Origin of the sequence: Clostridium sp. KLE 1755 (genome assembly GCF_000466465.2) — a bacterium.
GTDB classification, from domain to species: Bacteria; Bacillota; Clostridia; order Lachnospirales; family Lachnospiraceae; genus Eisenbergiella; species Eisenbergiella porci.
In genome coordinates this window covers 1-25,465 of the sequence record NZ_KE992697.1, presented here as the reverse complement: position 1 = coordinate 25,465, position 25,465 = coordinate 1, and the positions used below count along the sequence as shown (strand labels likewise).

The 25,465-nt window shown below is 51.5% G+C and carries 25 protein-coding genes, 1 pseudogene and 1 riboswitch; of the genes and pseudogenes, 2 read left to right on the top strand and 24 right to left on the bottom strand.

The genetic code is table 11. The features are described from left to right. Positions 1-3: 3 nt before the first annotated feature. The 7 genes and pseudogenes from HMPREF1548_RS11490 to rhaB form a co-directional block, all read right to left on the bottom strand. On the bottom strand, positions 4-1,332 hold the full coding sequence (locus HMPREF1548_RS11490) for an MATE family efflux transporter (protein ID WP_330413883.1): 1,329 nt from the start codon (positions 1,330-1,332) through the stop codon (positions 4-6). A 262-nt stretch (positions 1,333-1,594) separates the two neighbouring features. Next, positions 1,595-2,377: a bifunctional hydroxymethylpyrimidine kinase/phosphomethylpyrimidine kinase gene (thiD, locus tag HMPREF1548_RS28915; RefSeq protein ID WP_083492969.1), complete on the bottom strand. Its 783-nt coding sequence runs from the start codon at positions 2,375-2,377 to the stop codon at positions 1,595-1,597. An 11-nt stretch (positions 2,378-2,388) separates the two neighbouring features. Beyond that, positions 2,389-3,684 (bottom strand): thiamine phosphate synthase, encoded by a 1,296-nt coding sequence (gene thiE / locus HMPREF1548_RS30845; protein WP_021636268.1) that lies wholly within the window; start codon positions 3,682-3,684, stop codon positions 2,389-2,391. 58 nt (positions 3,685-3,742) lie between these two features. Beyond that, positions 3,743-4,561, bottom strand: a pseudogene (gene thiM, locus HMPREF1548_RS11470) (hydroxyethylthiazole kinase); the annotation flags it as partial. Between the two features lie 34 nt (positions 4,562-4,595). After that, a complete protein-coding gene (gene thiC, locus HMPREF1548_RS11465; protein WP_021636266.1) occupies positions 4,596-5,903 on the bottom strand; it encodes a phosphomethylpyrimidine synthase ThiC in 1,308 nt (435 codons plus the stop codon). 175 nt (positions 5,904-6,078) lie between these two features. Next, a riboswitch (TPP riboswitch) is annotated at positions 6,079-6,186 on the bottom strand. Positions 6,187-6,377: 191 nt separating this feature from the next. Then, the gene (locus tag HMPREF1548_RS11460; protein WP_021636263.1) at positions 6,378-7,634 is read right to left on the bottom strand and encodes an L-rhamnose isomerase; all 1,257 of its coding nucleotides are present in this window, start codon (positions 7,632-7,634) and stop codon (positions 6,378-6,380) included. A gap of 93 nt (positions 7,635-7,727) precedes the next feature. Beyond that, the gene (rhaB, locus tag HMPREF1548_RS11455) at positions 7,728-9,134 is read right to left on the bottom strand and encodes a rhamnulokinase (RefSeq protein WP_021636262.1); all 1,407 of its coding nucleotides are present in this window, start codon (positions 9,132-9,134) and stop codon (positions 7,728-7,730) included. 677 nt (positions 9,135-9,811) lie between these two features. Between rhaB and HMPREF1548_RS11450 the strand changes: the two genes are divergently transcribed. Then, complete coding sequence (locus tag HMPREF1548_RS11450; protein WP_021636259.1) at positions 9,812-10,804, top strand: AraC family transcriptional regulator; 993 nt, start codon at positions 9,812-9,814, stop codon at positions 10,802-10,804. Here the strand turns inward: HMPREF1548_RS11450 and HMPREF1548_RS11445 are convergent. From HMPREF1548_RS11445 to HMPREF1548_RS11365, 17 genes are all read right to left on the bottom strand, one after another. After that, positions 10,779-11,546, bottom strand: coding sequence for a DeoR/GlpR family DNA-binding transcription regulator (locus tag HMPREF1548_RS11445; RefSeq protein ID WP_021636258.1), 768 nt, complete (start codon positions 11,544-11,546; stop codon positions 10,779-10,781). The genes HMPREF1548_RS11450 and HMPREF1548_RS11445 overlap by 26 nt on opposite strands. A 23-nt stretch (positions 11,547-11,569) precedes the next feature. Further along, a complete protein-coding gene (locus HMPREF1548_RS11440) occupies positions 11,570-12,118 on the bottom strand; it encodes a BMC domain-containing protein (protein ID WP_021636257.1) in 549 nt (182 codons plus the stop codon). A gap of 25 nt (positions 12,119-12,143) precedes the next feature. Then, complete coding sequence (locus HMPREF1548_RS11435; protein WP_035321885.1) at positions 12,144-13,472, bottom strand: 4Fe-4S dicluster domain-containing protein; 1,329 nt, start codon at positions 13,470-13,472, stop codon at positions 12,144-12,146. Positions 13,473-13,484: 12 nt separating this feature from the next. Further along, a complete protein-coding gene (locus HMPREF1548_RS11430; protein WP_021636255.1) occupies positions 13,485-13,751 on the bottom strand; it encodes a EutN/CcmL family microcompartment protein in 267 nt (88 codons plus the stop codon). Between the two features lie 64 nt (positions 13,752-13,815). Next, on the bottom strand, positions 13,816-14,424 hold the full coding sequence (gene pduL / locus HMPREF1548_RS11425; protein ID WP_154466406.1) for a phosphate propanoyltransferase: 609 nt from the start codon (positions 14,422-14,424) through the stop codon (positions 13,816-13,818). Positions 14,425-14,578: 154 nt separating this feature from the next. Then, a complete protein-coding gene (locus tag HMPREF1548_RS29455; RefSeq protein ID WP_025483876.1) occupies positions 14,579-14,857 on the bottom strand; it encodes a BMC domain-containing protein in 279 nt (92 codons plus the stop codon). Between the two features lie 213 nt (positions 14,858-15,070). Continuing rightward, positions 15,071-15,394, bottom strand: coding sequence for a BMC domain-containing protein (locus tag HMPREF1548_RS11415; RefSeq protein WP_035321868.1), 324 nt, complete (start codon positions 15,392-15,394; stop codon positions 15,071-15,073). A gap of 19 nt (positions 15,395-15,413) precedes the next feature. Continuing rightward, entirely contained in the window at positions 15,414-15,689 is a 276-nt protein-coding gene (gene pduA, locus HMPREF1548_RS11410; protein WP_021636251.1) for a propanediol utilization microcompartment protein PduA, read from the bottom strand. Between the two features lie 102 nt (positions 15,690-15,791). Then, positions 15,792-16,106, bottom strand: coding sequence for a BMC domain-containing protein (locus HMPREF1548_RS11405; RefSeq protein WP_021636250.1), 315 nt, complete (start codon positions 16,104-16,106; stop codon positions 15,792-15,794). A gap of 22 nt (positions 16,107-16,128) precedes the next feature. After that, positions 16,129-17,343, bottom strand: a complete 1,215-nt coding sequence (locus HMPREF1548_RS11400; RefSeq protein WP_025490265.1) for a zinc-dependent alcohol dehydrogenase — start codon at positions 17,341-17,343, stop codon at positions 16,129-16,131. Positions 17,344-17,407: 64 nt separating this feature from the next. After that, positions 17,408-18,799, bottom strand: coding sequence for an aldehyde dehydrogenase family protein (locus HMPREF1548_RS11395; protein WP_025490266.1), 1,392 nt, complete (start codon positions 18,797-18,799; stop codon positions 17,408-17,410). Beyond that, positions 18,790-19,269: a GlcG/HbpS family heme-binding protein gene (locus HMPREF1548_RS11390; protein ID WP_021636247.1), complete on the bottom strand. Its 480-nt coding sequence runs from the start codon at positions 19,267-19,269 to the stop codon at positions 18,790-18,792. Before HMPREF1548_RS11390 ends, HMPREF1548_RS11395 begins: the two co-directional genes overlap by 10 nt. Beyond that, positions 19,269-20,090 carry a class II aldolase/adducin family protein gene (locus tag HMPREF1548_RS11385; RefSeq protein WP_330406296.1) on the bottom strand — a complete coding sequence of 274 codons (822 nt, stop codon included), beginning with the start codon at positions 20,088-20,090 and terminating at the stop codon, positions 19,269-19,271. The genes HMPREF1548_RS11390 and HMPREF1548_RS11385 overlap by 1 nt, the downstream gene beginning before the upstream one ends. 187 nt (positions 20,091-20,277) lie before the next feature. Further along, positions 20,278-20,745: a EutP/PduV family microcompartment system protein gene (locus HMPREF1548_RS11380; RefSeq protein WP_021636245.1), complete on the bottom strand. Its 468-nt coding sequence runs from the start codon at positions 20,743-20,745 to the stop codon at positions 20,278-20,280. Continuing rightward, the gene (locus tag HMPREF1548_RS11375) at positions 20,742-21,116 is read right to left on the bottom strand and encodes a BMC domain-containing protein (protein WP_021636244.1); all 375 of its coding nucleotides are present in this window, start codon (positions 21,114-21,116) and stop codon (positions 20,742-20,744) included. Before HMPREF1548_RS11375 ends, HMPREF1548_RS11380 begins: the two co-directional genes overlap by 4 nt. 28 nt (positions 21,117-21,144) lie before the next feature. Beyond that, positions 21,145-21,936, bottom strand: coding sequence for a glycyl-radical enzyme activating protein (locus HMPREF1548_RS11370; RefSeq protein WP_021636243.1), 792 nt, complete (start codon positions 21,934-21,936; stop codon positions 21,145-21,147). A gap of 25 nt (positions 21,937-21,961) precedes the next feature. Then, positions 21,962-24,490 carry a glycyl radical protein gene (locus HMPREF1548_RS11365; protein ID WP_021636242.1) on the bottom strand — a complete coding sequence of 843 codons (2,529 nt, stop codon included), beginning with the start codon at positions 24,488-24,490 and terminating at the stop codon, positions 21,962-21,964. Positions 24,491-25,006: 516 nt separating this feature from the next. Between HMPREF1548_RS11365 and HMPREF1548_RS11360 the strand changes: the two genes are divergently transcribed. After that, complete coding sequence (locus HMPREF1548_RS11360) at positions 25,007-25,453, top strand: helix-turn-helix domain-containing protein (RefSeq protein ID WP_021636239.1); 447 nt, start codon at positions 25,007-25,009, stop codon at positions 25,451-25,453. Positions 25,454-25,465: the final 12 nt, after the last annotated feature.

The window sequence follows — 25,465 nt, the reverse complement described above, 5'->3', positions numbered from 1 at the left end:
TCTCTATACAATCAAATTCTTTTTACTCCATTTTCCTGTCAGATATCTGCACAGGGAAATCAGGTAATTTACCGTCCAGCCCGCGGGGATGGCATACCATACGGCTGCCACGCCAAGCACGGGAGACAGCAGGAAGGCGCCGGATACCCGGATGCCAAGATTCACCAGGTTGGCAAGGGTGAACACCACCACATCCCCCGCTCCCCTGAGCACGCCGTCGGTAACAGCCTTCAGTCCGATACAGATGAAGAAAAACTTGATAAAGGACAGATACCCCGTACCTGTGGCATATGCCACCGCTCCGCTTGAGGTATCCATAAAGGTGCCAATTATCTGTCTGTCAAAGAACAGCAGGATAAGGCATATCAGCAGGGCAAAACCGCCTGCTATGGCGCAGGCCGCCCGGTAGCCTTTGCGTACCCTCTCCGGTTTTCCCGCGCCCATGTTCTGCGCGGTAAAAGTGGATACGGCATTTCCAGTGGATATCATGGGCACAATACAGATGGATTCGATTCTTGTCGCCGCCGCATAGCCGGCCAGAACGGAGGAGCCAAAGCCATTCACCACGGACTGCACCAGCAGCATGCCGATGGATACAATGGACTGCTGCAAAATGGAGGGGATGGCTATTTTCACCATAGCTCCCAGAATGGCCGTGTCGTACTTTCGCACCTTTCCTTCCACGGCAAAGCCATGCAGCCTGCGCATCAGCAGACAGAAGGAAATGACAGCGGCCGTACCCTGAGCGATTACCGTGGCAACAGCGACGCCCGCCACACCTGCCCCGAACCCGATGACAAACCATAAATCCAGAAACACATTCAGCACGGAGGAAAAAATCAGCAGGCAAAGCGGCGTCCTGGAATCTCCCAGCGCATTGAACATGGAAGACAGTATATTATACATAAACAAAAAAGGCATGCCCAGAAAATAAATTCCCAGATAGGTTCCTGCCGCCGCCAGAATATTTTCCGGCGTATTCAGCCATATGAGGATCTGCCGGTTCATCAGGAAGCCGAATACCCCCAACACAATTCCCATGGCCAGAAAGGTAAGCAGCGCCGTATACACGGAGGTTTTCATCTTCCTGTCTTCTCCGGCCCCCAGATACTGGGAGGTGATAACGGAGGCTCCGATTCCCCCGCCGATTGCAATCATGACGAATACATTGGTGAGCGCATAGGAAGCTCCAACCGCCGCCAGTGCATCCTCTCCTACAAATTGTCCTACAATCATGGAGTCCACCATGTTGTAAAACTGCTGGAACAGGTTGCCTAAAATCATGGGAAGCGCAAACAGGAACAGCGTTATTCCCGGCGAATCCTCAAGCATGTTCCATTTCCTTTTTACTCTTTTTTCCATATTACCTTTGCGGTCTCAAAGCCGGAGGCCGTTTCCTTTCCCTGTCATTTTTTTTACTGCACAATATATACACCACTCTATTGTAACAACTTTTTGTCCCCTTGAAAAGAATTTATGCAAAATCTTGTGGGAGGACGGTTCTGCCGCCGGCTGTTCGTGTGTTCCGCCTGGGCGCCATGCCGGAACACACAAACAGCCGGCGGCAGAACCTGGAAGTGAAAGCAGCTGAATTTTAGGGGAGGGTGTACATGTGGTTCAGGGGGCCGTTGCCTTTTCCCAGGTCCAGGGGGGTATTAAGGGCTCCGGTCAGGTAGGTTTTGGCTTCTTTTATGCTTTGGGGGAGGCTTTTTCCTTCGGCCAGGCGGCAGGCGATGGCGGAGGAAAGGGTGCAGCCGGTGCCGTGGGTATTGGGGTTGTGGATGCGGGCGGAGGGAAAAAGGGTGGTTTGGGCGCCGTCATAAAGCAGGTCTGTGGCATCGTCCGGAAGGTGTCCGCCTTTTATGAGGACAGCGGTTCCCGTGGCATTGAAAAGGAGGCGGGCGGCTTTTTCCATGTCTTCCGGCGTGCGAATGGCAAGGCCGGTGAGGGCCTGTGCCTCGGGGAGGTTGGGGGTGATGAGGGTTCCCAGAGGGAGGAGTTCTTCTTTCAGCAGAGAAAAAGCGGGTTCTGAGAGGAGACGGCGGCCGCTGGTGGATATCATGACAGGGTCGATGACCAGGTTTTGGGGGCGGTATTGCTGCAGACCGGCGATGATTTGGGCCAGTATCGGCTCCTCCGATACCATGCCGATTTTGACGGCATCCGGATATATATCGGTAAATACGCAGTCCATCTGGGCAGCTACGAACTCCGGGGGAACGTTGTGTATTCCGTATACGCCGGTGGTGTTCTGGGCGGTCAGGGAGGTGATGACGCTGCAGGCGTACATGCCATGTACTGTTATGGTTTTGATATCGGCCTGGATACCGGCCCCTCCGCTTGGGTCGGAGCCGGCTATGGTAAGTATCTTTTTCATGGGGCTGTTCCTCATTTCGTGAAGGTATAAAGATAGTAATCGGCTTGTTTTATAATCTCCCCTTCCTGTCCGGCGGAGGAGGGGTCTTTTACACCGACTGTAGGAAAGCCGGCTGTTTTCGCCGTTTTCAGGGCGTACAGGGCATCTTCAAAAACGAAGGTTTCTTTTTTTCCGGTTCCAAGCAGGGCCAGGGCTTCTTCATAAATGGCGGGGGTGTCTTTTCCCGCTCCTGCTTGTCCGCAGGTAAGTATAAAAGTAAAGTAATGCAGCACTCCGCATCGCTTCAGGGCGGCCCGGATAAGGCTGTGATCGGTGGCTGTTGCAATGCACATTTTTATGTTTCTTTGGCAAAGCGCTTCCAGGAAGGCGGCGGCTCCTTCCTTCAGGGGGGCTTCTTTTTCATAGAAGGAGGCGATCATGGCGTTAAGCTCTTCCACTATTTTTTCAGGGCTTTCCGTAAGGGCGTAATTTTCCCGGTAATAGCAGGCGGCCTGGAGAAGGCTCATGTCGCGGAAGGTTTCACGCAGGTTTTCCCGGGGGATTTTCCCTTTTGTACGCAGGTAATCTTCCCCCAGAGTATCCCAGATGCCCATGGAGTCTAAAAGGGTGCCGTCCGCGTCAAAGATGGCTCCGCGGATGTTTGTATGCAGCAGTGCTTCCAGTGTGTCCTGCGCGTTTATCTGCAGGGCCAGTTTTTTCAGGTCTTCGCAGGACTTACGGATATCCGGGCTTGCGAAGATGGCGGAAACAAGGGCCACGCCGGCGATGCCTGTGCCTTTGAGCAAATGCAGATTTTCTTTATGGATGCCGCCTATGGCGCAGACGGGGATGGATACTGCGGCGCAGATCTTTTGCAGGGTCTCATGGGATACCGCGTCTGCGTCGGATTTGGTGGAGGTGGAAAAAACAGCGCCCACGCCCAGATAATCTGCGCCGTCTTCTTCCGCCTGGCGGGCCTGCTCCACCGTCTGCGCGGATACTCCCAGTATTTTGCCGGGGCCGATTCTGCGGCGCACATCCGCCGCAGACATGTCGTGCTGGCCCACATGGACGCCGTCCGCGCCGCAGCTGACAGCCAGCTCTACGTTGTCGTTAATGAGGAAAGGGACATGGTATCTGCGGCAAAGTTCTTTCACAGCCAGGGCTTCCTGCCGGAATTCTTCCTCCGGCAGCTCCTTTTCCCGAAGCTGGATGCAGGTGGCGCCGCCTGCCAGGGCTTCCTCCACCTGCTGCAGCAGTGTTTTTTTACCCGTCCAGGCACGGTCGGTTACGGCATAGAGGAGCAGCATGCTTCTGTCACATTTCATAGGGAACCTCCGTACAGATGATTTTTTCAGAAGCTCCGTTTTCCTGCTTTTGGAGCCGGTATTTGCGTAGCCTGGCGCCTTCCTCCAGGATTTTCCCGTCCATCAGGAAAATTTCATCTATGATTTTGCTGCGGTAGGAGGCATTGCCTTCTTTGGCGGAAAGCCTCTGATAAGCCCGTTCTCCTGCCAGCCCCATGGCACAGACGGCCGCAGCGGCCGCTTCCAGGGGCTGTTCCTGATTGGCGGTCAGGTATGCTGTCATCATGGCGGACAGCATACAGCCGGTGCCGGTCACCTTACTCATCAGGGGATGGCCGTTGCGGATGACACAGGCAAAATCACCGTCTGTTACAATATCGATTGCTCCGGTAATTGCCACTATGGCTCCTGTATCCTCTGCGAAGCGTCCGGCAAAAAGGATCGTGCTTTCCAGGTTCGCATCCGTTACCGCATCCATGCCGTCGGCATCCACGCCTCTGGCGCCTCCCATTCCCAGCGCAAGGGTTTTGATTTCGGAAATGTTCCCACGGATGGCTGTAAAATGTACTTCCTTAAGCAGTCTCCGGGCAGTTTCCGTGCGCAGCCGGCTGGCTCCCGCGCCCACCGGGTCAAGCAGCACAGGATGGCCGCAGGCATTGGCTTTTTTACCGGCAGCCAGCATGGAAGGAATCGTATTGCGGTTCAGTGTTCCGATATTGATGTTAAGGCCGCCGCAGACAGCGGTAATTTCCTCCGCTTCCTCCAAATCATCGGCCATAATCGGCGAACCGCCGCAGGCCAGCAGGATGTTGGCGCAGTCGTTTACGGTGACATAATTTGTAATATTGTGAATTAAAGGCATCTGCCCTCTTACTTTTTCCAGTTGCTCTTTCAGCATTTTTTCACCCTCGTTTTCCATAGATTTAGCTGCGCTACTCTTCATAGATGGACACGATTTCTCCATCCAGAATGCGGTTCATATTTTTTACGGCGCAGAAGTTTCCGCACATGCTGCAGGTATCCTCTTTTTCCGGCCGGGAGGATTCCCTGTAGCTCCTGGCCTTCTCCGGGTCCATGGCAAGAGAGAACATCCGCTCCCAATCCAGCTTCTTTCTGGCAAGGCTCATCTGATTGTCCCAGTCCATGGCCCCGGGTACGCCCTTGGCGATATCGGCCGCATGGGCTGCGATTCTGGCGGCAATGATGCCTTCCCTCACATCCTCCACGTCAGGCAAGCGCAGATGCTCCGCTGGCGTTACGTAGCAGAGGAAGGAGGCTCCCGCCGCCGCTGCCGCCGCCCCGCCGATGGCCGCCGTAATATGATCATAGCCAGGGGCCACGTCCGTTACTATGGGGCCGAGCACGTAAAAGGGTGCACCGTGGCAGAGGGTTTTCTGGATTTCCATATTGGCTGCGATCTGGTTAAGCGGCATGTGCCCGGGTCCCTCAATCATGATCTGTACGTCTTTTTCCCAGGCTCTTTTTGTAAGCTCCCCAAGGGTAATCAGTTCTTCTATCTGGGACGCGTCGGTAGCGTCGGCAAGGCATCCTGGACGGCAGGCATCCCCCAGGCTGAGGGTAACGTCATATTCCCGGCAGATATCCAGAATCTCGTCATAGTGCTCATAAAAAGGATTTTCTTCTCCTGTCATTTCCATCCACGCAAAAATAATGGAACCGCCTCTGGAAACGATATTGGTCAAACGCTTATTCTTCTTAAACTTATGGGCGGTTTCTTTGTTGATCCCGCAGTGGATAGTCATAAAATCCACGCCGTCACGGGCGTGCATTCTCACAATATCAATCCATTCCCCCGAGGTAATCTGCTTCAGGGGCTTATGATAATAGACCACCGCATCATAAATCGGCACGGTTCCAATCATGGCGGGGCAGTTATGCGTCAGGTAACGTCTGAACTTCCTCGTGTCGCCAAAGGAGCTTAGATCCATAATGGCTTCCGCTCCCATTTCCACTGCCTTTCGCACCTTCTCATATTCCATTTCCAAATCCGTCATGTCTCTGGATGTGCCCAGGTTCACATTGATTTTGGTTTTCAGCATGGAGCCAAGACCGTTTGGCACAATCGACTTATGCTCTTTGTTGCAGGGGATGATAATCCTGCCCTCCGCCATAAGCCTGCACAGCTCCTTCCCGGAAATATGCTCCTTTTCCGCCACCGCTATCATCTGTTCCGTGAGAAAACCTTTTCTCGCGGCTTCCATCTGTGTTGCATAATTCATACTGTTTCCTCCTGACCGTTTACTTCCTTCACAGTTTTTCTCTTTCTTTTCAGGGCCTGTGCGGCAGTGCGAATGCAGGAAACAGGAATTGCAGCAAAAGAAAATGCGGCTTTTGGCGGACGCTCACTAAAAAAACGGAGCATACCAGGATCGGTATACTCCGCTTTCATATCATGTAAGCTGTGCAACTTCTTCCTACGTTGGCATTACCCAAATCAGGTTTAAGGGTCGAAGTTGGATTACTTCCTCTCAGCCTGCTCCACAAGCTCCCCTGAAAAATATGTACTTTTTCCCGCCGGGCTTAACCGGCCTTTACGTGGAAATCATATCATGCCTGTCCTATTTTGTCAAATTTTATGACCTGCCGGTTTTTCCGGCCTTTTTTCTGATTCCCCGTCAATCTGTAACAGTCCGGACGGGCCAGAATGACCGGCAATTACAATTTTGCCCTGACGTTTTCCGGTGTTATTGCAACTACGCTCTTTTGGAAAGAACCTCTTCTTCATATTTCATTACTTCCCTGAACCAATCTCCCTTGACAGGAACATTGTTTTTCTCACAGAAGTAATCCCACACATCACCGAAGGGATAGGTTTTCATTTCTTCCTGCATTGCCATCAGTTCTGTAAACTGGTTGGTATCCTGCAGCTCCTTAAAACGCTTGTTGGGAGAAACCAGGGCGTAAAGAAGGGCCTTCTGCATATTTCTCATACCAACGGTCCACGCGGAAATACGGTTGATGCTGGCATCAAAGAAATCAAGGGCAAGAAGCACGCGGTCAATGGCGTCGTTTCTTACGATTTCCTTTGCAATTTCTCTTGTTTCATCATCAAAAAGAACTACATGGTCGCTGTCCCAGCGTACCGGCCTTGTTACATGAAGCGCAATCTTGTCATTGAACAGGAGCATGGAGGAAATTTTATCGGATACCATCTCTGTGGGATGATAATGTCCGTTGTCCATAAGGCTGATAATGCCGTTGTTTGCCGCATAATTGACGGTAAATTCACTGGATCCCACAGTGTAGGATTCCAGGCCGATGCCGAATACCTTGGATTCCAGGCACACAAGAACCTTGGTTTTATCGTAAGGGATGGAAAGGATCTGATCCAGGGAATCTTTGAATCTCGCCCTGGGCCCCAGCCTGTCGGCGGGAATGTCTTTATAGCCGTCCGGAATCCAGATGTTCATTGCGCAGGGGATTCCCAGCTCTTCTGCAAAATACTGGGAAATGCGGATGCAGGCTTTTCCATGCTCAATCCAGAAATTGCGAACTTCATCGATCGGGCTGGAAAGGGTCAGGCCGTCCACTACCTTGCTGTGGGAGAAGAAGGTGGGGTTGAAATCAAGGCCGATTCCTTTTTCCTTCGCAAAATCAACCCATTTTTTGAAATGCTTCGGCTCGATTTTGTCTCTGTCCGCAAATTCACCATCTTCAAAAATAGCATAGCTTGCATGCAGGTTCAGTTTATGCTTTCCGGGCACGAGGCTGAATACCTTATCAATATCTGCCATCAGTTCTTCCGGTGTCCTTGCCTTTCCGGGATAGTTTCCGGTAGTCTGGATTCCTCCGGTAAGAGGTCCCTTCTGATCAAAGCCGGTAACATCGTCGCCCTGCCAGCAGTGCATGGAAATCGCAATGTTTTCCAGGGTTTCCACCGCCTTGTCGGTGTCCACGCCAATCGCCGCATAAATTTCCTTTGCGGATTCATATCTTTCTTTTACGTTCATAATTATCTCCTTTCCGTCCCATGGGACGACGTGCGTTTCACACGTTTTCGACTGATGATGTAATTGGGTAACAGTTCAGATGGGTATGAATCTTTACCTCGCTTCATATTTTTTCACACCGAAGGAATCGTAAATGCAGGCGCGCACCTGGGCAAGTCCCTCAAATTTTCCGTCCTTCAGCATCTGTACCGCCAGGTTGCCGATAGCTGTCGCCTCTCCCGGGCCTGCGTAAACGCATCTTCCGGATTTATCCGCAGTCAGCTGGTTCAGATATGCCGCATTGGATCCGCCGCCCACAATATTGATGGCCGGGAAGGTTCTCCCTGTGAGCGCTTCGATTTCCCTGACGGTTTCCGCATAGCTTTCCGCCAGGCTCTGATAAATAACGGCTGCAATCTGTCCGGTTGTCTCCGGCTCTCTCCATCCATGCTTTCTGCAATAAGCCTTAATGGCCTCCGTCATATTGTCGGGCGCCAGAAAAGCGTCGTCATTCACATCCACGCGGGAAGGAAAATCGCTTTCTGCCTCCGCCATATCACACAGCTGTGCAAAGGAATATTTGTCCCCCAGCTCATGGCGCACGGACTGGATCATCCACAGCCCCATGATATTTTTCAGATAACGGAAACGGTACTCATATCCGCCTTCGTTGGTAAAGTTTCTTTCCCTGCTTTCCGGGGAACAGATTGCCTTGTCATTTTCAATTCCCATCAGCGACCAGGTCCCGGAGCTTATGTACAGGCAGTCATCGGTAAGCGCGGGTACGGAAATAACCGCGGATGCCGTATCGTGCGTTGCAGGCATCACCACTTCGCAGGTAAAGCCCACTTCCTCTTCCACCTCTTTGGAAAAAGGTCCCACCACGGTTCCCGGCATATGCAGCGGCCGGAAAACAGAGGGCTTATAGCCCAGCCGTTCAATCAGCTCATAGTCCCATTGCTTTGTTTCCGGGCTGACCAGCTGTGTGGAGGTGGCGTTGGTGTACTCGGACAGCTTATTGCCCGTGAGCAGAAAATGGAAATAATCAGGAAGCATCAGCAGCCACTCCGCTTTTTCCATATTCTCCGGCTCCTGGGTTTTCACCGCCATCAGCTGGTAAATGGTATTGAACATCTGTTTCTGGATTCCCGTCCTGGCATACAGGGCGTCCTCCGGTATGATTTTATATACCTCTTTGTCCATGCCTTTGGTTCTGCCGTCCCGGTAGCCATAGGTGTTTCCCAGGATCCTGTCCTCCCCGTCCAGAAGGACATAATCCACGGCCCAGGTGTCAATGCCCATGGATTTGGGGATTTTCCCGGCCGCCCTGCAGGCCTTCAGGCCTTCCTTGATTTCGTGGAAAAGGCGGGGAAGATTCCAGCACAGATGGCCGTCCTTTTTCTCCATGCCGTTTTCAAAACGGTATACCTCCTCCAATACGATTCTGCCGTCTTCCAGGTGTCCCAGGATATGGCGGCCGCTGGAGGCGCCTATATCCACAGCAAGATAGTACTCTGCCATAATTTTACCTTCTTTCGTCCCGATTTCACTGCTACTATTATACCTCTGCGGCGCTTATTTTTTTAGGACGGCAATTGCAAATTTACCGTCCTTATTTGCACTCCTATTTTAAAGAAACAGGAGTAAAAAATAATTTTATCTTTTTTGCTCCTGCTGCTTTTAAATATACTCTGCCTTGATTTCATCCGGCAAGATTCAATTATTTTTCCGGCTCCTCAAACATTGAGGAAGTGGGATTCAGAAATGTATTCTTAATGTTCTCCTCAACGCTCAGGCGATCGTTTATTTGCAGCAGATATTGAGGAGTCCCTCCTACAATACCATAAATCAGTGCCTGATCCTCCTCCGGGAAATTCCGAAAATAACTGCAGGTGTTACTCCACTAATGTAACTGTTCAGCCTCTTCACAGTTACCCACCAATCACATGAGATATATCCCTTTTGACGGCAAGATGGCAGAAATGGTATAATGTCAGCATAGCTGACATTATACCATGGAAAGTCGATGCGACTGACTTTCCATATGTGCATTCCGGTTTCTGCAGCCACCGCAGAAAACATGGTACTAAACTCCGCCGGAGGCCAATATACCGCAAAGCGGATATGCTGCAGCAGGCGCAGGGACAGGCTTTTAAGAGAAAACAGGCGGTCCGGGACGGGACCGGAAGGGGAAACAGATGAATCAGGAGCTGCTTGATAAGCTGAGGGTGATTTCGCCGGAGGAAAGGAAGATATTGGACGGGGAGGCCCGGGTGGAGAAGAGCATTTACACCGCGGACGATGATTTTATTGTGGACAGCAGGCAGATGCTGGATGCGGGGAAGCTGATCGATATCAGGCCGCATACGCGGTTTGTGCGTTTTCCGAAGCACCGTCATAATTATATCGAAATTATTTACATGTGCAGCGGGACGACGACCCATATAATTAATGAATCGACGCGTGTCGTATTGGATACGGGGGATTTGCTGTTCCTGAACCAGAACGCCGCGCAGGAAATTCTTCCGGCGGGGGAGGACGATATTGCAGTGAATTTCATTGTTCTGCCTGAGTTTTTTGACCGGGCTTTTCTCATGATGGATGAGCGCAGCGAGCTGCGGGAATTTCTGGTGGGTTCCCTGAAAAAGGATCGCAGCTTTACCGATTACCTGCATTTCCATGTGAGCGAGGTGCTGCCCATTCAGAACCTGGTGGAAAATCTTATCTGGTCTTTGGTGAACAGGCAGCCTAACCGGAGGAATATCAATCAGACGACCATGGGGCTTCTTTTCCTGCAGCTTTTGAACCATACGGACAAGATCAACCAGGATGATCCCGGGCAGCATGAGCAGAATATAGTATTTACGGCCATGAAATATATCGAGGAAAATTATAAGACGGCTGCGCTGGAGGAGCTGTCCGTCCGTCTTTGTGAACCTGCCTATTATCTGAGCCGGCTGATCCGCCGGATGACAGGAAAGACCTTTAAGAATTTACTGCAGACAAAAAGGCTGAACCAGTCAGCCTTTCTGCTTACCACAACAACACTTCCCGTGGAGGAAATTATTGCGTCTGTGGGATATGACAACACAAGTTATTTTCATCGGATTTTCCGGGAGCAGTTCGGCATGACGCCGCGCGCCTACCGCCTTGCCCATGAAGCTGTCAATTCTCAGGATACAGGCAGGTAATGCCGGAACGTTCAAAGGTTTCCAGCCACACATCGGAGGGCTTTTCATCGGTGACTACCACCTGAACGTGGTTGATGTCACAGATTTTGGAAAAAGCAACTCTTCCGAACTTGGTGTGATCCACCGCAAGAATACACTGCTTCGCGGATTTGAGCATGGTCTGCTTTGCCTGGGAAAAAAGTTCATTACCATCGGTAATTCCTTTTTCCATGTCCAGCCCCTTACAGGAAAGCACCACCTTCTCCACGTTGAAGGCACCCAGTCCTTCAATGGCACGGGGGCCTACCAGGGCCAGATACCCTTCCTTCAGGCTTCCGCCGGAGGAGATGATATTCCAGTCCGAAACATCGGACAGTTCCAGGATAACCTCTATGGAATTGGTGATCACGGTAAGACGTTCCTTGGCCTTGAGCGCCTTGGCAATGAATACCGCCGTGGTGCTGGGATCAAGGATGATATGATCTCCGTCTTCTATCAGGGTTTCCACGATTTTGGCTATTTTCTGTTTTCCCGCCGGATTGTTTTTCTTCCGGATATTAAAGGGCATATCCAGACTCGTATTTTCATTGAGCACCGCTCCGCCGTAGCTCTTAACGGCAAGGCCGTCCTTATCCAGCTTATCCAGATCCCGGCGTATGGTTTCCTCCGATACCTGGAATTCCTGACTCAGTTCGCTGACAATAACCTTCTTATCCTCCTGAAGCTTTTCAAGAATCAGATTTCTTCTCTCTACCGCTAACATAACCCCAAAAACCCAGCCTTTCTTTATAGTATGGATCGGCAGATCTGTTCATCCGGATGGGCAATCACAGAGGAATCCAGGTACATTCCATTGCCTGCAACAGATTGTTTTGCCTTCTCAATTGCAGATTCCACTGCCGCTACCTCCCCGGTAAGAATCAGATAGGATTTTCCGCACATTCCCTTGGCGATCCGCAGTTCGATCAGATCAACAATTGCGGTTTTGGCAGCCACATCCGCAGCAACGATTATGGATGCCGCATCATAGGTTTCCAGAATGCCGAAGGCGTTTACCTTTTCTATCTGGGTCGTTCCGTAGATGGCCGGGAAAATACTTTCATGAGGATTCCCCAGGACAAAGCTGTCAATCAGCTCCTCCTGCCGTGTCTTTTGTGCCGCCTCAACAGCCGCGTTCACCGCGCTCAGGGAACCGGTAATTAAAGCAATGTATTTTCCGGGACAGACCGTCTGTGCCTCCAGCAGTTCCACATCCGCGGTCTTTACCATCGCGTCCGCAGCGGTAATTCCTGCTGAAACCGTTTTAAATTCAATCATGCCTATTGCCTTGCTCATCTATTTCTACCTCTCATCTGCACGTCTAAACCGCTGCCAGAACCACCATGTTTTTGTCTGCTTTCATTACTTTTCCGCTGATGGATGCATGAATGGGTACGCTCAGGCCGTCCGCAGCGGATGCAATCATCTGTCCTCTGGCTACCATATCCCCCTCGGAAACCACCGGACGGGCCGGAGCGCCGATATGCTGGCTGAGCAGAATTGTAACGGTATTTACCTTTTTCACTTCATCATCAATGGGCGCTTCCCTGTCATAGGCGGAAAGTCCAAGCCTTGCCTCCAGCCTCTCCTCCGGCGCCTTGCGGTATTCCCTGGACTCCTTTACGGGAGCGGGGATTACACCTGCCGGAGGCTTTACTCCGGCATTTCTGAGCCCCGCCTTGTATTCTGCCATAAGGCTTCTGGGCGACAGGCCCTGTGGGCAGGAATACAGTTCACATAACCCGCAGGAGCTGCAGAAGTATGTATTGACAAAGGGATTGGCGTCCCGGAAATCCCGGTTCGCTGCAGCGCGCATGAATTTATGCGGCTCTATCGGGTGTCCCAGCGCATGCCTGGGGCATAAATCCGTACACATCTGGCACTGACAGCAGGCGGAAGCCGCACGTTTCAGCCCAATGGCCGGATTCAGTTTTTTCTTCTGGATCAACGGATGCTCCTCAGACAGCACAAGCACCGCATTGGTGGTTTTGGTGACCGGAAAAGCCGCCTCCCTGATATTGCCCATCATAGGGCCTCCTACCAGGAATACAGGGTTCTTTATTACAGCCCCTCCTGCAAAATCCACACATTTTTCCAAAGAGGTCCCCAGAGGGACTCTGATGGTGACAGGAGACGCCACCTCTCCCACAATGGTTACCAGCTTATCGGCAACCGGCTCTTTTTTCACCAGCGCCTTGTGGATATTATACATGGTCTCTACATTGAAGACAGCAATGCCTTCTTCTATGGGAAGTCCACCGGGCCTGACCACCTTTCCCGTCGCCTCGTAAATCAGCACCACTTCATCTCCCATGGGATATACACTGTCCAGAAGATGAAGGGATACCTTGGGAAATTTATGGATACATTCCTTTAAGGCCGCCACAGTGTCTTTATATTCTTCTTTAATTCCGACAATCGCCCTTTCGGCGCCCACGGTGTCAGCCACCAGCTGGAACGTCTCCAGGATTTCTTCCGCATGCCTTTGCAAAAGCTGTCTGTGCAGCTTCAGCAGCGGTTCACATTCCGCGCAGTTAAGCAGAATCGTCTGCGCTCTTTCGTCAATCTTCATATAAGTCGGAAAGCCGGCGCCGCCTGCACCGACAATGCCGTTATCCTTTATGATTTTGCTCAGTTCCTTACTATCCATAGCCTGCCCCACTTATTCCAACCGGCTTGCGTCGTCTATGATTCCAACAATGGCCGCATCCACAGGAGCGTCCTGCATATCACAGCCGATTCTTGCGGCGCTGCCCTGGGCTACCAGTACATATTCGCCGATTCCCGCGCCGATATTATCAATAGCCACCAGTCGGTCCGCATGACTTTTCATGGATTCCAGGGGCTCAACGATCATGAATTTATTGCCTATCAGTTTCTCACTTTTGCGTGTGGAAACTATGCTTCCTGTTACCTTTCCTACTATCATAGCGCTCCCCTTATTCCATAGTTCCCGGTATCCTTTTTAATAAGAAAGAATACCGGGAGAACCTTCAGATAATTTTCACAGTGTCCCCGGTAGCGATTTTACTCGCGTTGGCTTCATCCGTGTCAATATGCATTTCCAGCGTGAAGCTGTCGTCCACGCGGATCTTCACATGGTCAAAAACAGTTCCTCTTTCGTTATCCGCTTTCACGGAAACATAGTCGCCGTCCTTTACTCCGGCAGCCTGTGCATCGCGGGGAGACATATGTATGTGCCTCTTTGCAACAATGCATCCTTCATCCAGATATACGGCGCCTTTGGGGCCTACGACTGCAATCGCAGCGCTTCCCGCCACATCTCCGGACTCCCGCAGAGGAGCCTTAATGCCCAGCTTCATCGCATCTGTCGCGGAAATCTCCACCTGGGAGGCTTTCCTGACCGGACCCAGGACCCTTACGTTTTCTATCGCCCGCAGCTTCAGGCCCACTATGGTAACCTGTTCGTTTGCCGCAAACTGGCCGCCCATCAGATCCTTTTTTTTGGTCAGATGATATCCGGGACCAAAGAGCGCTTCCACATGCTCCTGGGTAAGATGTATATGTCTGGCGGATACGCCCACGGGAACCATATAGCCGTTTCCGGCATTTTCTTTCTTTTCCATGGCTTCCATTACCATTCTGGTAATCAGTTCAATTTGATTCGTCTCCACAGCCACACCCACTTTTCTTCGTAATCCGGAAACCGGGCCGGACAGAGAATCCTGTCCGGACTGATTTCCTGCCTTTCAGGTAAAATTAGTTTACAGCAGCTCAGTTGGCTGAACCGCTATCTTATTTCACCTTAGGCAGAATCATCTCAACGTCGGTGTGAGGTCTGGGGATTACATGGGTAGCCACTAATTCGCCCAGTCTGCCTGCGCTGCTTGCGCCTGCTTCCACTGCGGACTTCACGGCTCCTACATCGCCGCGCACCATAACGGTTACCAGTCCGGAACCGATCTTCTCTGTGCCTACCAGCGCTACGTTAGCCGCTTTGCACATTGCATCCGCTGCTTCAATTGCTGCAACAAGTCCTCTTGTTTCCACCATTCCCAATGCTTCCTGTGACATTCTTTTTTCCTCCTTTTTCACTGCAGGCTCTTCTTTAACCTGTGCCTTTTCGGGTTTCTGTGCTGTTTTTGCTGCTGTCCTGCGGGCCGTTTTGATAGCTCCGCCAGAGACTGTTTCGGATTGTGTTGTCTTATCTTTATTGCTGTCCGGCATGACTTCCTCCTTGCTGCCGCTCACACGGCAATGCCGCCCGATGCGGCATTAAACCAGGCTTTAAACCTCCTGGAGATAGCTTTCATCGGAAGGCTCACTGTCCTTAAAGCGGCTTGCACTGCGCTCCACCAGTCCGACGATCTCTTCATGGGGGTTGGCAATCACGCCGAAAGCTGCCAGAGGCTTTAACGCCTGTGTCCTGGCTGCCTCCACAGCGGCCGTAACCGCCGCCACTTCGCCTTCCACTATGATGGTTACAAGTCTTCCGCCCAGTTTTCTCTCCCAGGTTGACAGGGTTACGTCCGCGGACTTGCACATGATGTCAAGGGCGTCCATCGCCGCTACCACTCCTGTTATTTCTATCAGGCCATATGATTTCCCCATGAACATTCTCTCCTAATTGTTAAATGGAAGGCAGAATTTTTTCCACGTCGGTATGAGGCCTGGGGATTACATGAGCCGCTACCAGCTCGCCCAGCTTGCTTGCCGCTGCAGTTCCGCTTTCCACAGCAGCCTTTACAGCTCCTACATCGCCGCGTACCATAACGGTTACCAGACCGGAACCGATTTTCTCTGTTCCCACAAGTCTTACTTCCGCAGATTTGGTCATTGCATCCGCTGCTTCAATCGCTGCGGTAAGACCTCTTGTTTCTACCATTCCCAATGCTTCCTGTGCCATTTTTAATTTCCTCCGCTTATACTGAATAATTGTTCAAAGTTTGTAACTGTTCTGTCCTCTCACAGTTACCTGAGTCTTCATTGTCTATTGTACTGAATCCGGTTATGACTTGTCAAATGCGCAAAGCTTGAGCATTTTTTCCGTATCCTCCGTGGGCCTGGGGATGATATGCTTCTGCACCACTCCCGTAAGGCTGCGGGCCACGCGTTCTCCCGCTTCCATCGCCGCTTCCACATCGGAAACGCTTCCCCTGAATTTGATGGTAACCAGAAGAGGCACCGGAAGGCTGTCGGCGTTGGCCGGCTTGTTCTTATCAAAAGGCTCCAGCCACACATTGCCTGCCTTACATCCGGCATCCGCCGCCATAAAGGCGCATACCAGACCAAATACTTCCAAAATTCCTACGGCTTCCCCCATGGGCTTCGCCTCCTACCTGTCGTTACTTGTTGATGATTGCTATCTTCAGGCCGCTCATCGCCAGGTTAGTCCTGTGCGCTTCGTTGATTTCCTCCAGCGGGAAAGTATGTGTAATCAGCTTCTCGATGGGGATGCCCGCCTTCTTTGCGCTCTTTAAGAACTCAAAGGTGGTGGCATAATCGCGAAGGGTATATACCCAGGAGCCTACGATGGTGATTTCCTTGGAGCAGATATCAAAGTGCGGGTTGATGGTGGCGTCGCCGCCGTTAATGAAAAATCCAAGCTCGCACAGTCCGCCGCCGTTGCGGATGAATTTATAAATATTGGCATGTGCCATGGGAGAACCGGTACACTGGAAGGCAAAATCCGCCAGATGTCCGTCAAATTTGGCTTCCACAGCGCCTGCAAGGGCTTCGATTCCCTTATGGTCCTTGAAGTTAACCGTATCGGATGCGCCCATTTCCTTTGCGAATTCCAGACGTTTTTCCTCTCCGTCCACCGCTACAATGTGATTGATTCCCATCGTACGCAGGATAGCGATGCAGATCAGGCCGATAGGTCCGCAGCCCTGCACTACCACTCTGCTGTTAAAACGGAGGATTCCTGTGGATTTCGCTCTTTCCACCGCGTGGATGAGAACGGCGCAGGGCTCAATGAGGATTCTGGAATACAGATCCAGATCGCTTACGTTGAACACGGTAGAGCCTCCGCGGATAAACAGGTAATCTGAAAACCAGCCGTTTAAATGGATATCATCGTCCGGAAGCAGGCCGTATACATCGGCGCCGCCCACGTTCTGTCTGTTCAGGTCATACATGGTGATATCCGGGTTATCCTTGAAAATCATACAGGTTACGACCTTGTCGCCTATCTTAAGGTCTTTTCCTGCGCTGTCTTTTTTAACGTTCTTTCCCATTTTGACAATTTCGCCGGTTCCTTCATGGCCCAAAGCCACGGGAATCAGTCCGAAGGGATCCTTCTTGAATTCGTGTGCATCGGTTCCGCAGATACCGCAGCCTTCCACTTTTACAAGAATATCGTCGTCTCCCACTTCGGGGATGGGGAATTCCTTCACATCGTAATGCTCCAGGCTTGTCAGCATGGCCACATGCGCCGTCTTCGGGATTGCTCCCGCAGGAGCGCTTCCTGCGCCGCTGTTCGCCGCAGGCTGTCTGCCTTCCATGCTGTTGAGGACCTGTCTTACGATTTCTTCTATATTCGTTGCATTAACGTCCATTTTTCCTTCCCTTTCTGCCCTGTCGTATACGATTTTCAATCCTACGGCTTCTATCGTACGATTCCTATCGTATGCACAGGCTGTCTGACATTACACATCTTCTTCTCTTGGTGAAGGTGCTTGTGCTGGTAAGTCCTTCCCCGGTCCTGCTGGCGATGGTAAAGGTACAGAAGCCTTCGCCGCCGAAGCCCAGTGCCGCATAAGAAGGTGCGTTCTTAACCAGAATAGCCGTATCGATCGCTCTGGCATATTTGGTGATGTTGTCTATATTCTTGGAATGGATATGGGCGGAATGTCTGTTGCCGTGCTCCAGCCATACAGCCTTCTCCACAGCGTCGTCAAAATCCTTTGCCCTTACCAGGCCCAGAATCGGCATCATCAGCTCCTCCGAAATCAGCGGATGCTCCTTTTCCCCTTCGAATACGATGCAGCGGATGTTCTCCGGCGCCTGTATCCCAATCATGGAAAGAAGGGTTCTGGCATCTCTGCCCACGCACTTGCGGTTCAGTCCCTTGGGTGTGAGGACGGTGGCCGTCAGCTTATCCTGCTCCTCTTTGGAAATCAGATAGCAGCCCTGCTCGCTGATCATGTAATTCATCAGCTCATCAGCGATGCTGTCCACAGCAACGATTTCCTTTTCTGCAATGCAGGGAAGGTTATTGTCAAAGGTACAGCCATTCACGATGTCCGCCGCCGCTTTTCTGATATCGGCTGTTTCGTCCACCAGCGCGGGAGGATTTCCTGCGCCTGCGCCGATTCCCCTTTTACCTGAGGAAAGGACTGCGGTAACCACGCCGGGACCGCCTGTTGCGGCAATCAGCGGGATATCCTTATGCTTCATCATGATATTGCTGGTTTCCAGTGTGGGCTTGAACACGGTACATGCCACATTATCCGGGCCGCCAGCTTCCAGGGAAGCTTCATTTACCAGATTGATGGCAAAAATGGAGGTCCTGATGGCCTGGGGATGGGGGTTGAATACCACCGTATTCCCTGCGGCTATCATTCCTATGCTGTTGCACAGGACGGTTTCACTGGGGTTGGTGCAGGGAGTGATGGCGCCGATTACGCCGAAGGGGCCCATTTCAATCAGGGTAAGCCCTCTGTCTCCCGACCAGGCTGTTGTTGTAATATCTTCCGTACCAGGCGTTTTGTCTGCCAGAAGATGATGTTTCAGAATCTTATCGCCCACATTGCCCATACCGGTTTCCTCCACTCCCATACGGGCAAGGATTTCCGCGGCTTCGTGGGTTTTCTTACGGATATTGGAAACGATCTGTTCCCGCTGGTCCATGGTCATGCGGCGGACTGTTTTCTCCGCCTCTTTGGCAGCTTCGATGGCCTGGTTCATATCATTGAACACACCGTGCTGCGCTGACTGGGCCGTTCCGGAGAGCTGCATCCTGGCAACTACTTCCTTCACAATATCCTGTACCATACTTTCATTTACAGGCACGAGATTACCTCCTTTAACATGGATGCTCCGTAAGCCGCAAGGGCCGTGTCCTGTTCGGCGGTTCCGCCGCTGACACCCAGAGCTCCTATGATCTTACCATTTACCATAAGCGGTTCTCCGCCGCCGAAAATCACAATCCTGCCGCCGTTGGTATGCTGGATGCCATAAAGCGGGGCACCCGGCTGGCTGAGTTCTCCCAGCGCCGCTGTGGACATCTGGAACGCTATGCTTGTATAGGCTTTATTCACAGCCACATCCAGACTTCCTATGTAGGCCCCGTCCATGCTGCGCACAAGCTTCGGATGGCCGGCCTCGTCGGCGATGGCCGTAACCACGCGCATCCCAAGGCTTTCCGCTCTTTCCTCCACCTTTGCCGCCAGCGCTTGTGCCAGCTTCAGCGACATGTGCGCCGCGCTGCCGGTTTCAGAAAGGACCCTGCGGACAGTACTTGCAATCAGATTTTCATCCATTATTTCATTTGCTCCATAACCTTTTTTACGATTTCAGCAACCATTTCTTCGCTCACTTCATTGGAAGCAGGCGCGGGTGAGGATACGGAACCGCAGCCGTTGCCGCAGTTGTGGCAGTTCTTTTTGCCCTTATTCTGGCACAGGTCAGCCGGATGTTTTCCGGGAAGGCCCATTTTTCTTCTGATTTCATACAGCTTCTCAATGGTGTTCTTATCGAATTCCTTCGGGCCGCCCAGCATTTTGGACTTGTAAAGAAGCTCCGCATAGAATTCAACGGATTCCATTTTCATATAAGCTGCGGTCAGGTCCGTGCTCCAGGTAAGGGCGCCGTGGCTTTCCAGCAGAACCGCATCATAGTAAGGAAGATATTTCTCCACATTATCAGGAATTTCCATCGTGGAAGGCGTACCGTACTCAGCAATCGGAACACATCCCAAGGCGATAACGGCTTCGGGCATGATGGGCTGTGTCAGCGGAATGCCTGCAATAGCAAAGGAGGTTGCAAAGGTAGGATGGGCATGTACTACTGCTCCCACATCGGGACGCTTCTGGTAAACACGCATATGCATCTTGATTTCGGAAGAAGGACGGAAGCCCTTGTTTGCCTGGATTACATTGCCCTGCGCGTCAACCTTGCAGATAAAATCGGGTGTCATAAAGCCCTTGGAAACACCTGTGGGTGTGCAAAGGAATTCATTGTCGTTCAGCTTTACTGAAATATTGCCGTCATTGGCAGCCACCATATTACGGTCATAAATTCTCTTTCCGATGTCGCACATCAATTTCTTAAGTTCGTACTCGTTCTGCATTGTTTCCTCCATTCTGCCGCCTTCCCGCGGCGTAAAAAAAATATGTTCGCACTTTGTGCGGATTTTGTATGGAAAAGCCCTGCTTTTCCATTTTTCATACATGCTGACTGTCCGCTTTGTTAGCTCGTGTTCATTATAGTCCTAAATACAACACATGTCAACATTTTACCTGTGGTTTTTATTTGTTTTTATAGGTTTTTCAGCTGTTGTTTTTGTTGTTTGTATGTATTTCTTCTGTCTGTTCCTCATTCAGATAATCCAGGATATCCGAAACTCCGGTTCCGGCCTTGGAATCCACGAAAAAAATCTTTTTACAGCCGGACAGCCGCAGCCATCTGGCCGATCGCTCCGGGTTCGCCTTCGGGTCATTGATCTGGGTTACAATTCCCACCACTTCCCGGTTCACCATGCAGGTTATGTTGGGCGGATACAGGGAATAGGGCTCCGTGGCCGCCAGAAGAAGTCCCACCACATCCGCTTCATAGGAATAGAGCGCCAGCGCGTAACCCAGCTCATGGGTCTGGGCATATTCTCCGGGCGTATCTATGATGCATTCAAAATAATTCACATACTGCGTTTTATGATATTTGATTTCTTCGCCCTTCAGCGCCTGTGTCAGCGTTGTCTTTCCCGCGCCGCTCCTGCCGATAAGTATTATTTTTTTCATGTTCTTGTTATGCTGCAGACCTCATAGCCCAGCTTATTCTCCGTATATTCCAGAATCGCCGTGGTGGATGCCTCCACCTGGGAAACCGTGCCGGTCACAATGAGGGAGCCGCTGAAGCGGTCCACAAAGCCCAGATCCACGCCGGAAGATTTGATGGCAATGTCCGCCATGATAATCGCTGTCTCCGCAGGGGTTACCGTCATGATGCCGATGGCCGCCCGGTTCAGCTCCACCTTCGGGTCCAGTCCCAGCTTTTCGTACAGCTCACCGTCAGGATTGGCAATGATATGGGCAAGCGTTATCTGTTTTCCCGGAACCAGCTCCTGCACGATTCTCTGTTTTTTTTCAGAATCATATTGTTGAAAATTCATGTACTGCGTGCCTCCATTTTTCCTTCCGTCATCCGCCGATATGGCATTCCAGGCTGCTTACGCGCTCCACCGTGCGTTTCAGCTGCGCCATATGCTCATTGGTGGGAGGCAGGATATCCTTCATGAGATATTCCCGGTTCAGTCCGTCATATTTATCCTGTCCCAGCCTGTGGTAAGGCAGGAGATGGATGCGCTTCACGCCGGGAAGCGCATCTGAAAACCGGGCGATTTCCTCAATTTCCCTCTCCGTATCATTAAAGGTGGGAATTACGGGGACGCGGATAATCAGCTCTGTTTTGCCGCTCTGCGCCACCTTCCTGGCGTTTTCCAGCATCAGTTCGTTCCCCTTGCCGGTAAACTCCTTATGCTTTGCACTGTTGATATGCTTGATATCCATCAGATACTGATCCAGCCAGGGCAAAAGCTTTTCTATGGTTTCCATGGGAGCGCAGGCCATGCTTTCCATCGCTGTGTTGATTCCCTCTTCCTTGGCCGCCCGAAGCAGCGCCGCTGCAAATTCCGCCTGGCAGAGGCTTTCTCCGCCGGAAAGCGTGAGGCCGCCGCCGGAACGTCTGTAGTACGGCCGGTCCTTTACCACGGTTTCCATGACCTGACGGACAGTTACATCTTCGCCGATGATTTTCGGTTTACCCTGTACCATCATGGTCTGCACCGCATATTCCTGGGATTCCGGATTGCAGCACCACCGGCACCGAAGTACACAGCCTTTTAAAAATACAATGGTGCGGATTCCCCTGCCGTCATGGATGGAATATCTTTGTATGTCAAAAATCCGGCCTGTTGTGTCCAGGTAGTCCATCGTTTATTCCTCTTTTCTTCTTTTCTCAGAAGCCCTGCTCCGTCCTGCGGATAATATCATCCTGAAGGGAGCGTGACAGCGTGGTAAACAGGGCGCTGTAGCCCGCCACACGCACGACCAGATGCTTGTAATTCTCCGGGTGCTTCTGTGCGTCAATCAGGGTATTTTTATCCACCACATTGAACTGCATATGGCTGCCCTTCTGGTCAAAATAGGAACGGATGAGAGCCACGAAATTATTCAGTCCTTCATCACCGCTGAGGGCGGAGGGGTGGAATTTCTGGTTAAGGAGCGTTCCGTTGGAGGCAATGCCGTGATCCAGCTTGGAAACGGAATTGGCCGTAGCCGTCGGCCCGTTCACATCCTTGCCCGCGGTTGGGGAAACACCATCCGCCACCGGGGTATGGGCCAGACGTCCGTCGGGCGTAGCGCCGGTCTGCGCTCCCAGAGGCACATTGGCGGATACAGGATACAGACCCGCCTGGAAGGTGCCGCCTCTCGGGTTGCGGTAATTCTGTAAAGGTCTGGTGTAGGTATAAGCCACTTCCCTGGCAAACAAGTCCACCTCTTCCAGATCATTGCCGAATTTGGGAACCTCTTCGATCATATCATACAGTTTTTCGCACAGCTGTCTGTCTTTGTCGGAAAGCTGAGTGTCCACGATGCCCTTCACAATGCCTGCAACCTGAGCCTCGCTGGGCTTCTGTCCCGCTTTCTGCAGCTCTTTGATAATTTCACCGGTCATCTCCGAAACGGTGATGGAGTCAAAGCCCTTTCCAAAATTCAGGGCAAGCGCTCTCTTGTATTCCGCAAGCGTCACCTTATTTTCTTCAAATACCAGCTTTCTTATGGCAAACAGGGAGTCTGCCACATTGGCAATCCCAAAGCCCTGAGGGCCTGTGAAATTGTAAACAGCGCCGCCCTCCTGTACTGTTTTTCCACGCTTCAGGCAGTCGTCCACCATGCTGGAAAGGAACGGCAGCGGACAGCGGTCCGCATGGGCTGTATCAATAGCATTGTCCGCGTTTACCAGCAGGCTGATGCAGTACTCCATCTGTTTCTTATAGGCGTCAAAGAACTGATCGAAGGTGGTCATATCCTCCACGGCCCCTGTCTGCAGGCCAACCTGCTCTCCCTTATCCCTGCCGTTGGAGAAAACAAGCTCCAGCGGACGGCACATGTTAAAGAACGCCGCATCATGCCAGCCTTCTGTTTTTCCCGCCTTCTGCGGTTCCACGCAGCCAATGATGTTGTAGGTCCTGGCATCCTCCAGCGTCAGTCCCCTGTTCATCAGGGAAGGGATGATCACTTCGTCATTATAGTAGGCCGGAAGCCCGATTCCGGTTCTTGTCAGCCTGGCCGCCTCCACAAGAAGCTCATGGGGCGTGCAGTTCCAAACCCTGACGGACAGGGACGGCTGGGGAAGGAACACATGGGCGGATGCCCAGATGCACAGGAAGGAAAGATCGTTGGTCACATCCCGGCCGTCTTCATCCTGGCCTCCCACAATCAGGTTCTGGAACAGGCTGTAGCCCGCAAAGCCTTCTGCGCTGGCCGCGTCTCTGGCCTTGTTCAGGTCATTCAGCTTCACCCAGATGCAGTCAACCAGTTCCTGAGCCTGATCCCTGGTAATCCTGCCTTCGTCCAAATCCTTTTTATAATAAGGATACATGTACTGGTCAAAGCGTCCCGGAGAAATGGAGTGTCCGCTGGATTCCATCTGTAAAAGCTGCTGGATGAACCAGAAGCTCTGGCAGGCTTCCTGGAAGCTGCGCGCCCCCTTTGCGGGAACCCTCTCACAATTGGATGCTATCTGTAAAAGCTCCTGCTTTCTTTCCGTATCCGTACACTCCTGCGCCTCTTTCGCGGCAAGCGCCGCATAGCGGCCCGCGTAACCGATTACGGCTGCACAGCTCATAATCACAGCCTCCAGGAAGCAGTGCCTTCTGGCATAATCTCCGTCTCCCACGCTGCAGCCTGCCAGTTCGGCGGCCGCTTCCCTGATAATGCCTTCCAGACCGATTTCCAGCACCTTATCATACTGCACGGTAACATGTCCCACGCCATTATAAAAATAGTTGCCCGGCGTAAAAATATTATGTTCAATCGCCCTGGCGGCTTCGGGCGCCATATAGGAAAGCGCCAGTTCGCTGGTGGTTTTTCCCTTCCAGTATTTATGTACCTCTGCCAGCTGCTTCTTCGTTTCTTCTGAAATGTAGAAGGGATCGGCGCTTCTTTTTTCTATTGTGTCGAATTCCGCTTCCAGCCATTCATAGGAAAATTCGGGAAAGGTCTGGCAGCCCCTGGGCGCCAGCGTGGAGCTTCCCACGATCAGCTCCTCATCCCTTATGGTAATGGGGATATTGGCCAGAATGTGCGCGAAGGCTTTGGCCCTGCGCATGATAATCGGCTCCCCTTCCGTTTCCTTGTAGCTTTCCGTCAGCAGCACCGCCCTGGCCGGTTCGATTTCCGGCATGTTGCGGTACAGATTTTCAACCAGTCTGGTAATGCGTTCCGACTTGGCCGTAGGATTGTTGTTGAATTTACTGCTCATCCCTGCTTTCCCTCCATATTTCTCTTCCGGGGCAGGGGCTGTACATGCTGTACATATAGGAGGTTCCTGCTCCGAAAGGCACTGTATCTACTGTGTATCGTTGTTTTATGTTGTTTTCGGCATATATTTCGCCTTATTTTTGTGGTTTTCCAGATTCAGTATAGTTCTTTCCAGGGAAAATGTCAATAAATACCGCATATTCAGCCGTGTTTTTTTGTTGTTTTATTTGTCAGCACTGTTGTTTTTTTGTAACAGTTCAAATGTATTTCTTATAGAGTGCAGATAAAAGGCGTGTCAGGGATCAGCTGAGCAAGTACCTGGGCTGTTGCGTTTATCCTGAATGCAGGGCCGCACAGCCAATAGCCAATCGTAAACAGAGATATTGTTTCTTTTCTTATATATTCTCTACGAAGCGTAGGTTGCATTCCATCCTGTCATCCATTATCCTTGATTTACAGGGAAGCCGGCACTTCCAAAATATATCGCGCTGTAAAGTACAGCTGAAAGGATAAAAAAATGGATCATTATATTACCGGAAATGCAATCCGTGAACTCCGGGAAAAGAAAAAAATCACCCAGAAAAGTCTTGCGCAGACTCTGGGTGTCAGTGACAAAACCATCTCAAAATGGGAAACAGGCAAAGGCTATCCCGATATCAGCCTCCTGGAGCCTCTGGCTGCAGCGCTGGATATTTCTGTCGCAGAGCTATTGAGCGGGGATTATGTGACCAATCAGAACAAAATGGGAAATATGCTTCGCAGTGTTTTTTATGTATGTCCCGTTTGCGGCAATGTCATTCATACGCTTGGAAAATGCGTGGTAAGCTGCTGCGGCATTACACTGCCTGCACAAGAGGCGGAGGAAACGGACGATGCACACAGTTTCTTAATCGAACAGGTGGAGGATGAGTCCTTTGTTACCGTTGCGCATGAGATGTCAAAAGCACAGAGACTGTCTATATAACTGTGTATTGTA

Excerpts from the sequence above, each read along its gene's own strand:
- HMPREF1548_RS11490 (WP_330413883.1), bottom strand. The coding sequence starts at position 1,332 with ATGCTTGAGGATTCGCCGGGAATAACGCTGTTCCTGTTTGCGCTTCCC.
- thiD (WP_083492969.1), bottom strand. The coding sequence starts at position 2,377 with ATGAAAAAGATACTTACCATAGCCGGCTCCGACCCAAGCGGAGGGGCC.
- thiE (WP_021636268.1), bottom strand. The coding sequence starts at position 3,684 with ATGAAATGTGACAGAAGCATGCTGCTCCTCTATGCCGTAACCGACCGT.
- thiC (WP_021636266.1), bottom strand. The coding sequence starts at position 5,903 with ATGAATTATGCAACACAGATGGAAGCCGCGAGAAAAGGTTTTCTCACG.
- HMPREF1548_RS11460 (WP_021636263.1), bottom strand. The coding sequence starts at position 7,634 with ATGAACGTAAAAGAAAGATATGAATCCGCAAAGGAAATTTATGCGGCG.
- rhaB (WP_021636262.1), bottom strand. The coding sequence starts at position 9,134 with ATGGCAGAGTACTATCTTGCTGTGGATATAGGCGCCTCCAGCGGCCGC.
- HMPREF1548_RS11450 (WP_021636259.1), top strand. The coding sequence starts at position 9,812 with ATGAATCAGGAGCTGCTTGATAAGCTGAGGGTGATTTCGCCGGAGGAA.
- HMPREF1548_RS11445 (WP_021636258.1), bottom strand. The coding sequence starts at position 11,546 with ATGTTAGCGGTAGAGAGAAGAAATCTGATTCTTGAAAAGCTTCAGGAG.
- HMPREF1548_RS11440 (WP_021636257.1), bottom strand. The coding sequence starts at position 12,118 with ATGAGCAAGGCAATAGGCATGATTGAATTTAAAACGGTTTCAGCAGGA.
- HMPREF1548_RS11435 (WP_035321885.1), bottom strand. The coding sequence starts at position 13,472 with ATGGATAGTAAGGAACTGAGCAAAATCATAAAGGATAACGGCATTGTC.
- HMPREF1548_RS11430 (WP_021636255.1), bottom strand. The coding sequence starts at position 13,751 with ATGATAGTAGGAAAGGTAACAGGAAGCATAGTTTCCACACGCAAAAGT.
- pduL (WP_154466406.1), bottom strand. The coding sequence starts at position 14,424 with ATGGTAATGGAAGCCATGGAAAAGAAAGAAAATGCCGGAAACGGCTAT.
- HMPREF1548_RS29455 (WP_025483876.1), bottom strand. The coding sequence starts at position 14,857 with ATGTCACAGGAAGCATTGGGAATGGTGGAAACAAGAGGACTTGTTGCA.
- HMPREF1548_RS11415 (WP_035321868.1), bottom strand. The coding sequence starts at position 15,394 with ATGGGGAAATCATATGGCCTGATAGAAATAACAGGAGTGGTAGCGGCG.
- pduA (WP_021636251.1), bottom strand. The coding sequence starts at position 15,689 with ATGGCACAGGAAGCATTGGGAATGGTAGAAACAAGAGGTCTTACCGCA.
- HMPREF1548_RS11405 (WP_021636250.1), bottom strand. The coding sequence starts at position 16,106 with ATGGGGGAAGCCGTAGGAATTTTGGAAGTATTTGGTCTGGTATGCGCC.
- HMPREF1548_RS11400 (WP_025490265.1), bottom strand. The coding sequence starts at position 17,343 with ATGGACGTTAATGCAACGAATATAGAAGAAATCGTAAGACAGGTCCTC.
- HMPREF1548_RS11390 (WP_021636247.1), bottom strand. The coding sequence starts at position 19,269 with ATGGATGAAAATCTGATTGCAAGTACTGTCCGCAGGGTCCTTTCTGAA.
- HMPREF1548_RS11385 (WP_330406296.1), bottom strand. The coding sequence starts at position 20,090 with ATGGAGGAAACAATGCAGAACGAGTACGAACTTAAGAAATTGATGTGC.
- HMPREF1548_RS11380 (WP_021636245.1), bottom strand. The coding sequence starts at position 20,745 with ATGAAAAAAATAATACTTATCGGCAGGAGCGGCGCGGGAAAGACAACG.
- HMPREF1548_RS11375 (WP_021636244.1), bottom strand. The coding sequence starts at position 21,116 with ATGAATTTTCAACAATATGATTCTGAAAAAAAACAGAGAATCGTGCAG.
- HMPREF1548_RS11370 (WP_021636243.1), bottom strand. The coding sequence starts at position 21,936 with ATGGACTACCTGGACACAACAGGCCGGATTTTTGACATACAAAGATAT.
- HMPREF1548_RS11365 (WP_021636242.1), bottom strand. The coding sequence starts at position 24,490 with ATGAGCAGTAAATTCAACAACAATCCTACGGCCAAGTCGGAACGCATT.
- HMPREF1548_RS11360 (WP_021636239.1), top strand. The coding sequence starts at position 25,007 with ATGGATCATTATATTACCGGAAATGCAATCCGTGAACTCCGGGAAAAG.